We start from the raw sequence: 251 nt of genomic DNA, 5'->3' as shown, positions 1-251 counted from the left end.
CCTGGCTTCGGCGGGCGGGAACGCCTGATAGAGGGCACCGGCGGAGTGGGTCGATAAATTGTCCTGGACGACCCGGATGATCTCGGCGTCGGGATAATGGATGTCGACAAGATCACGCATGCATTGGCCGGCGTGAGTCCTTCGACAAAACCCTTCACGCCCACGCAGGGGCAGTATCTGGCTTTTATCCACCTCTATACCCGGCTGCATCGCAGGCCCCCGGCCGAAACCGACATGCAGGAATACTTCCG

Annotated in this window: 1 pseudogene; it reads right to left on the bottom strand. The window is 60.6% G+C overall.

The features are described from left to right. Nucleotides 1–126 (bottom strand): annotated as a pseudogene (locus tag ACZYOF_RS44930) (IS630 family transposase); the annotation flags it as partial. Nucleotides 127–251: the final 125 nt, after the last annotated feature.

The organism is Bradyrhizobium sp. LeoA1Lang (genome assembly GCF_055413685.1).
Note: the sequence above shows the minus strand (reverse complement) of the source record. Positions and strands in the feature narration are given on the sequence as shown.